Annotated in this window: 5 protein-coding genes and 1 pseudogene; 2 read left to right on the top strand and 4 right to left on the bottom strand. The window is 36.0% G+C overall.

What is annotated here, in order from left to right:
- The first annotated feature begins 460 nt into the window (after positions 1–460).
- The gene (locus H964_RS13145) at positions 461–673 is read left to right on the top strand and encodes a hypothetical protein (RefSeq protein WP_237738280.1); all 213 of its coding nucleotides are present in this window, start codon (positions 461–463) and stop codon (positions 671–673) included.
- 49 nt (positions 674–722) lie between these two features.
- Here the strand turns inward: H964_RS13145 and H964_RS10995 are convergent, their stop codons facing one another.
- Both H964_RS10995 and H964_RS11000 read right to left on the bottom strand, forming a co-directional pair.
- Complete coding sequence (locus H964_RS10995; RefSeq protein WP_039767630.1) at positions 723–1598, bottom strand: TPM domain-containing protein; 876 nt, start codon at positions 1596–1598, stop codon at positions 723–725.
- Positions 1599–1615: 17 nt separating this feature from the next.
- On the bottom strand, positions 1616–2185 hold the full coding sequence (locus H964_RS11000) for a LemA family protein (protein ID WP_039767632.1): 570 nt from the start codon (positions 2183–2185) through the stop codon (positions 1616–1618).
- A gap of 246 nt (positions 2186–2431) precedes the next feature.
- Between H964_RS11000 and H964_RS11005 the strand changes: the two genes are divergently transcribed.
- Positions 2432–3919 carry a WG repeat-containing protein gene (locus H964_RS11005; protein ID WP_039767634.1) on the top strand — a complete coding sequence of 496 codons (1488 nt, stop codon included), beginning with the start codon at positions 2432–2434 and terminating at the stop codon, positions 3917–3919.
- Between the two features lie 27 nt (positions 3920–3946).
- On the opposite strand, the gene H964_RS11010 is transcribed toward H964_RS11005, so the two are convergent.
- Positions 3947–5302, bottom strand: a complete 1356-nt coding sequence (locus H964_RS11010) for a TrpB-like pyridoxal phosphate-dependent enzyme (RefSeq protein WP_039767636.1) — start codon at positions 5300–5302, stop codon at positions 3947–3949.
- A 358-nt stretch (positions 5303–5660) separates the two neighbouring features.
- Positions 5661–6475, bottom strand: a pseudogene (locus H964_RS11015) (RNA-guided endonuclease InsQ/TnpB family protein); the annotation flags it as partial.

Raw genomic sequence — 6475 nt, forward strand, 5'->3', positions numbered from 1 at the left:
GGATTGAAACACCTAATGGCGACTTACGTTGTGCATTACCCGATGGGTTTGTAGCCTCCCCTTTGGGGATTGAAACAGCTATTTGCAACCTGGGAAAGTCAGGTGACTCATGTTTGTAGCCTGCCCTTTGGGGATTGAAACTTTATTTTCTGCCTTTCAAACATATTTTTTCACAGTTGTAGCCCGCATTAATGTCTAAATTTCGCAAAAGATTTAACTTCAATTCCTGCTTTTCCAATTTTATTATTACAAGAGGAATATCTCTCTTATAAGAAGGGAGAGATAACATTTATCTTCTATTCCAAAAAGTTCAAAGGAAGTCTATGCCCAGATTTTACTTGAATATCAAGCCTAATTAGAGTTTAAAAAAAGAATAGAAGGAAAGTGTTACCTGTCACACGATCCCGAATATGTCCTTAACCTGTACTGCATTTCCACATTTAGTGAAAAATATAAAAAAATGCTAAAAGGCAAACAGATTGAAAATTATATCGAACCGCAAACCGAAGAAGAGGTGGAAGACTGCCTTTTTGAAGAAGATGAATATTTCAAAGAAGAATTGGAAGATGACTTTGACCTTTTCGATGCAGACTATGAGATGCCAAGTGAAATGGACGATATTGTTGACGACCTTGATTTTTGGGATTCCTTTGATTATGAGTGGGACGACTGATTAGGAAAGAAAAGTTATTAAAATAAAAATTTTACGCAAGCAGGCTTTATCACCTGCTTGCGCCACCACCGCCCGAAGAACCTCCTCCAAAGCCGCCAAATCCACCAGAACTTCCTGAGCCTCTGCCAAACCCACCAAATCCGCCAAACCCACCAAAATGGTGGTGGTCATCATCCCCGTCCCATGGGTCCTGTCCCCACCAATAAATTCTCTTTCGTCTTCTACTAAAAAATGAAAATATTATTATTAAAACTACAGCAACAAAAATTGCAAAATCCGGAATATCAGACTCTTGGTCTGGGCTCTGGTCGCCCACTTGAATTTCTGTCGACGTAGCATCACCACTTTCATCTACACCATAGCCAGAAAGTCCTTCTATCTTCAGTCCATACTCCTTTGCAACCTCGCTTGCAACAGCAAAGAATGTATCTTTTATCCCCTTTGAATACTCTTTATTCTCAAATGCAGGTATAGCATACTCATCAAGTATCCTTCCCGCCTTGCCATCTGTTATTGCACCTTCTAAACCATATCCAACTTCTATTCTTATTCTCCCTCTTTTGCCAGATAGCAAATTTTCTTTGTTCACCAAAATCAAAACACCATTGTTAAGTTCCTTGTCGCCAATCCCCCAACTATTGAAAAGCTCATTTGCATATTCTTCTATTGTATAGCTGCCAAGAGTTTCTACAGTTACAACCACTATCTCGGCCTTTGATTTGTCTTCTATCTCTTTTGCCAAAGCCCTCATTTCATCTTCATCAGAGCTATCAATCAAGTCTGCATAGTCAAAAATGTAGACATTTTCAACAGGCTTTTTGGGAATTTGTGCAAATGCTTTGGTAAAAGATGTAAATATAATCAAAATTGCCACTACAAATGCCGCTGGAAGTATACAATGGATCAAACCTTGTTTTATTTTCATTGCCTATCTTCTCCTTTTTATTTTGAAAAGTCAACCGATGGCACGCTCTGAGCTTGGCTTGATGCTTGAAAATACTGTCTTTCTTCAAATCCAAACATTCGTGCAATCAAAACGTTCGGAAAAACCTTTATTTTCATGTTGTACTGTTTTACTGCATCGTTGTAATCCTTTCTTGCAACGGCAATTCTATTTTCTGTACCAGCAAGTTCATCCATAAGCTGGACAAATGTTCTGTCTGCTTTGAGATTTGGATAGTTTTCAACTATCATTAAAAGCCTCGAAATTGCAGATGAAAGCTCATCATTTGCTTTTGCCTTATCTTCTATTGTATTTGCATTTAAGAGTTTAGAGCGTGCCTGGGCAAGGGTTTCAAAAATCTCTCTTTCGTGTTTTGCATAGCCTTTTACAGTATTAACTAGGTTTGGAATCAAGTCTGCCCTTCTTTGAAGCTGATTTTCAACTTGGCTCCATTTGTTATCAACATTTTCTGCCATACGAACAAGGCTATTATACGTCGAAAAGGTGTACATGACAGCTACTACAATCAAAACTAAAATAGCTAAAAGGATCTTTGTGCCTTTTTTCAATTTTTCACTTCTCCTCCCTAAATATATTTTTTGTTACAAGAATATATATACCCACTATTTAATTGTACTAAATCTCATACTAAATATTAAATATGTATTTTTTGTACATGGTTGAATTTATTTTAAAATATGATTATAATACCTTATACAGTGATTTATTTTATATTGATTTTTTAGTATAAGCAGATTTAAATGTAAATTAAAAAATATTTTTAATGAAACCTTTCAAAAAAGGAGGAAAATTTTATGAAAAAAGTCAAAATCTTTATTTGCTTTTTACTGGTATTTATTCTTTCAATTAGCATTCTGACTTTAACAAATGCTCAGCAATCCTCTTCTCGAAATTTTGTATATATAAAACCGCAGTTTGAAGATGTAATGTTCTGGGAAAATGGTTGGATTTCTTATCTTCAGGATGAAAAATGGGGAATTTTAAGTTTATCTGGAAATATCCTTTTAAAACCGCAGTTTGATAAAATAGAGCCTATAGTTTATGATGGTGCCTCAATAATGGGCATTGAAGATAAATTCTATAAAGATATCTTTGTTGTCTGGCAAAACGGGAAAGCAGGATTTATTGATACAAATGCAAAAATTATTGTAAAACCAGAGTTAGACTCTCTTGATGTTATAAATCCATGGATAGGTATATATGTTTGCAATAAAGATAACAAATACGGTTTTTTTAATCTGGGTAAAAAAATTTATGTCAGTCCTCAGTTTGAAAAAATGAATTTTGTCTATGCTTTATACGATCCAAGCGTAAAATATCCTAACCCTAAGGAAGTTACTCTTAAAGCTGTTGACTTGAAAGAAGGCGTTTGGCCAAATTCATATTTGGAATATATTCTCGTTTCTAAAGATGGAAAGTGCGGTGCTATTGATACAAATGGAAATGTGGTTGTAGAGTTTAAATATAATTCTTTTAAAGAAGCTTTAGCAGACAGTAAATTTGCAGAGGCAGTGCAGGCTATGTTAGCAAATAAATCAAATTCTGCACCATCTTCAGGTAAAAATAAATCAGACGAATTATCATCCAATCTTGTTTCATACGTAATTGAAAATAATAAATATTACCTTACATTTGAAAAACATATTAATAGACGTTATGTATATATAAAAAGCAAAGAAGTATATGAAAATGCCAAATTTGTTGAGGTAAATAAATTGGTAGCAGTTTGTAAAAATAAAAAATGGGGAATTGTTGATATAAACGGAAAATATGTAGTTAAACCTCAACTTGATGATATAAAAGAACTTAGCGAAGGATTTATAGCTTTTAAACAAAATGGAAAATGGGGATTTATGGACAAAAACTTTAAAGTTGCTATAAAACCTCAATTTGACAAAGCAGAAAACTTCTCTGAGGGATACGCAGCTGTAATGAAGTCAAATTTATGGGGATATATTAATTCTTCTGGAAAAATTGTTATAAGCCCTCAATATATCAAGGCAGGTCCATTTTTTGCTCAGATGGCTGCTGTTGCCACAAAGGATTATGTAGGGCTTATAGATACAAAAGGCAGTTTTGTGGTAAAATTTTCAGCCAAGAACTCTCAATATTCTTTCGTGGACAGTGAAACCTACAGGTTCAGATATTCTCCTGACTCTACACTAAATTCAACAGATTATCAGCTTTATAAACATACATTTAAATTCCCTAAATTCGGCTATGTTGTAATTGACAAAAAATCAAACAAAGTAGGACTTGTATTAAAAGGGCAAGGAAAGTAGCCTTGCCCTCTTAGTTTTTCTGCTGTTTTATGGCAATTTGCTCAATGTCTTTTTAATGTCTTCATCAGAAATCTCAACATCCTCAAGCCTGCCGCTGAGATAATCTTCATATGCAGCAAGGTCAAAGTGACCGTGCCCACTTAACGAAATTAAAATTGTCTTTGTGACACCTTCTTCACGTGCTTTGATTGCTTCATCTATTGCAGCTTTGATAGCGTGAGCAGACTCAGGTGCTGGAATAATGCCTTCTGATCTTGCAAATAAAACGGCTGCTTCAAAAACTTCTCTTTGTTTATATGCTCTTGCCTCAATTATCCCATCTTTATAAAGCCTGCTGACAATTGGCGAATCACCGTGATATCGTAGCCCACCTGCATGAATACTTGGCGGAACGAATTGGCTTCCTACTGTGTACATCTTAAGAAGAGGCGTGAGTCCTGCAACATCTCCATAGTCATATGTATACTTACCTTTTGTTAAAGTCGGACATGCCGCAGGTTCAACTGCTATAGCTCTTATATTCTTTCCATTTCTTAACTTATCCCTCAAGAAGGGAAAGCTAATTCCTGCAAAATTGCTGCCACCACCGCAGCAACCTATAACTATGTCAGGATATTCATCTATCTTTTCCATTTGAAGTTTTGCTTCTTCTCCTATTATGGTTTGATGCAAAATAACATGATTTAAAACACTTCCTAAGGAATAGTTTGTATCAGGATGAGTTGCAGCATCTTCCACTGCCTCGCTTATTGCAATGCCAAGGCTTCCGGGTGAGTTTGGATCTTGTGCAAGAATTTTTCTTCCTGCCTCTGTAAATTCACTTGGACTTGGTATTACCTTTGCACCAAATGTTTCCATTAATATCCTTCTGTAAGGCTTTTGATTGTAGCTTACCTTTACCATGTATACTGTGCAATCAAGTCCAAAGAAGTTGCAGGCAATTGCCAAAGCAGACCCCCATTGGCCCGCACCTGTCTCTGTTGCAAGCCTTTTTATTCCTTCTTTTTTGTTATAATATGCCTGTGGTATAGCAGTATTTAACTTGTGGCTTCCAGATGGAGTTGCACCTTCATACTTATAGAATATTTTGGCAGGAGTATTAAGAATTTTTTCCAATCGCTTTGCTCTGATAAGCGGGGTTGGTCTGTACTGTTTGTAAAACTCTAACACTTCCTCTGGAATTGGTACAAATGCCTCTGTTGCCATCTCTTGCTTTATTAGCTCTTCAGGGAAAATTGCTTTGAGTTTACTTGGGTCAATCAAATCTTTTGTTGATGGGTCAAGCGGCGGGTCAAGTGGAGTTTTTAAGTCAGCAGTAATGTTATACCAGCTATGTGGTATCTCATCTTCAGTTAAAAAGACCTTGTAAAACTCCTCTCTCATCTTATCTTTCTCCTCTCATCTTGAGTTTTTGTTGATAGTTTTATTTTATAATTTTAGTTATGAGAATTGCAAATGTTTTTGGACTATGGCTAAAAATTTTTTCTTTGTGTTTCCAACTTATTTGATTCCATGTAGTTTTAGATTACTCTACTTCTTTCATTGACCAATTTAAGGAAAAGTAATATAATTTTTATAAGCAATCTTAGAATTTTTGTAATCAAATTAAGAAGGAATGACCATTTATGAGATTTGAAAAAGTGCATAAGAAAGAAGAGTACCTCAATCAAGTAGAATTGCACAAAGTGAATTACCACCCACCTGTAGAGGTGGAGGTAATGTAGAGAAGTTTGGCAGCATCTCAAGCTACCCTTATTCTCACAGGTTGGTTCACACATCTACTGCTGGTTATCTGCTTCACCACAGACTCTACCTTATACCTTCACAAGTATACTTATCGCTCCATTTATATCCGCATTTACTACACACCCACACTTTTTGCATACATACAATCCCCTGTATTTCCTGCTACTTTTGCTAATATGCCCACACCTGCTACATCTTTGTGATGTATAGCTCTCATCCACTTCCACATACCTTATACCATAATTCATGCACTTTGATTTTAGCTTCCTCTTGAACTTATCATATGGTATCCCCACAAAATTTTGATTGTTTACAACCCCAAGGTCTATCCCCTGCTTTATACCTTTCATCTTGCCAACAACTACTGCAGATATTTGATTGTTCAAACAGTGCTTGATTATCAAACTCACAGCTTGATTCAAAAAGTTGTCAATTATATGCTGCCTTTTGCGAGAAACTAAAGCAAGTTTTCTGCCACATTTTTATTCCTTGCTTGCTGTAGATTGACTGAAGTCTTGCCCTTTCTTTGTTGTACCATCGGTTGACTGATTTTAAAAACCTGCCATCTATCAAAAAGGCAGTCCCGATGGTATCAACCACCGCCGCAAAATTGTCAAGCCCTAAGTCTATCCCTAAATACCTGCTCAAATCAAAAATACTTACCTGCTGCTTATCTTCATACACATACTCAATCTCAAACCATCTACCACCCAGCCTTGGCACTATCCTGACTTCCTTAATTTTCTTACCCAAAACCGTAGCTGGCAGGTCAAAATACAAGTACCTTACACCAAACTCTTTTGCAAAACT

The organism is Caldicellulosiruptor sp. F32, from assembly GCF_000404025.1.
GTDB lineage: Bacteria > Bacillota > Thermoanaerobacteria > Caldicellulosiruptorales > Caldicellulosiruptoraceae > Caldicellulosiruptor > Caldicellulosiruptor saccharolyticus.

What these genes read in the sequence shown, in the direction of transcription:
- H964_RS11010 (WP_039767636.1), bottom strand. Translation starts at nt 5,302, where the DNA reads ATGAGAGAGGAGTTTTACAAGGTCTTTTTAACTGAAGATGAGATACCA.
- H964_RS13145 (WP_237738280.1), top strand. Translation starts at nt 461, where the DNA reads ATGCTAAAAGGCAAACAGATTGAAAATTATATCGAACCGCAAACCGAA.
- H964_RS11005 (WP_039767634.1), top strand. Translation starts at nt 2,432, where the DNA reads ATGAAAAAAGTCAAAATCTTTATTTGCTTTTTACTGGTATTTATTCTT.
- H964_RS10995 (WP_039767630.1), bottom strand. Translation starts at nt 1,598, where the DNA reads ATGAAAATAAAACAAGGTTTGATCCATTGTATACTTCCAGCGGCATTT.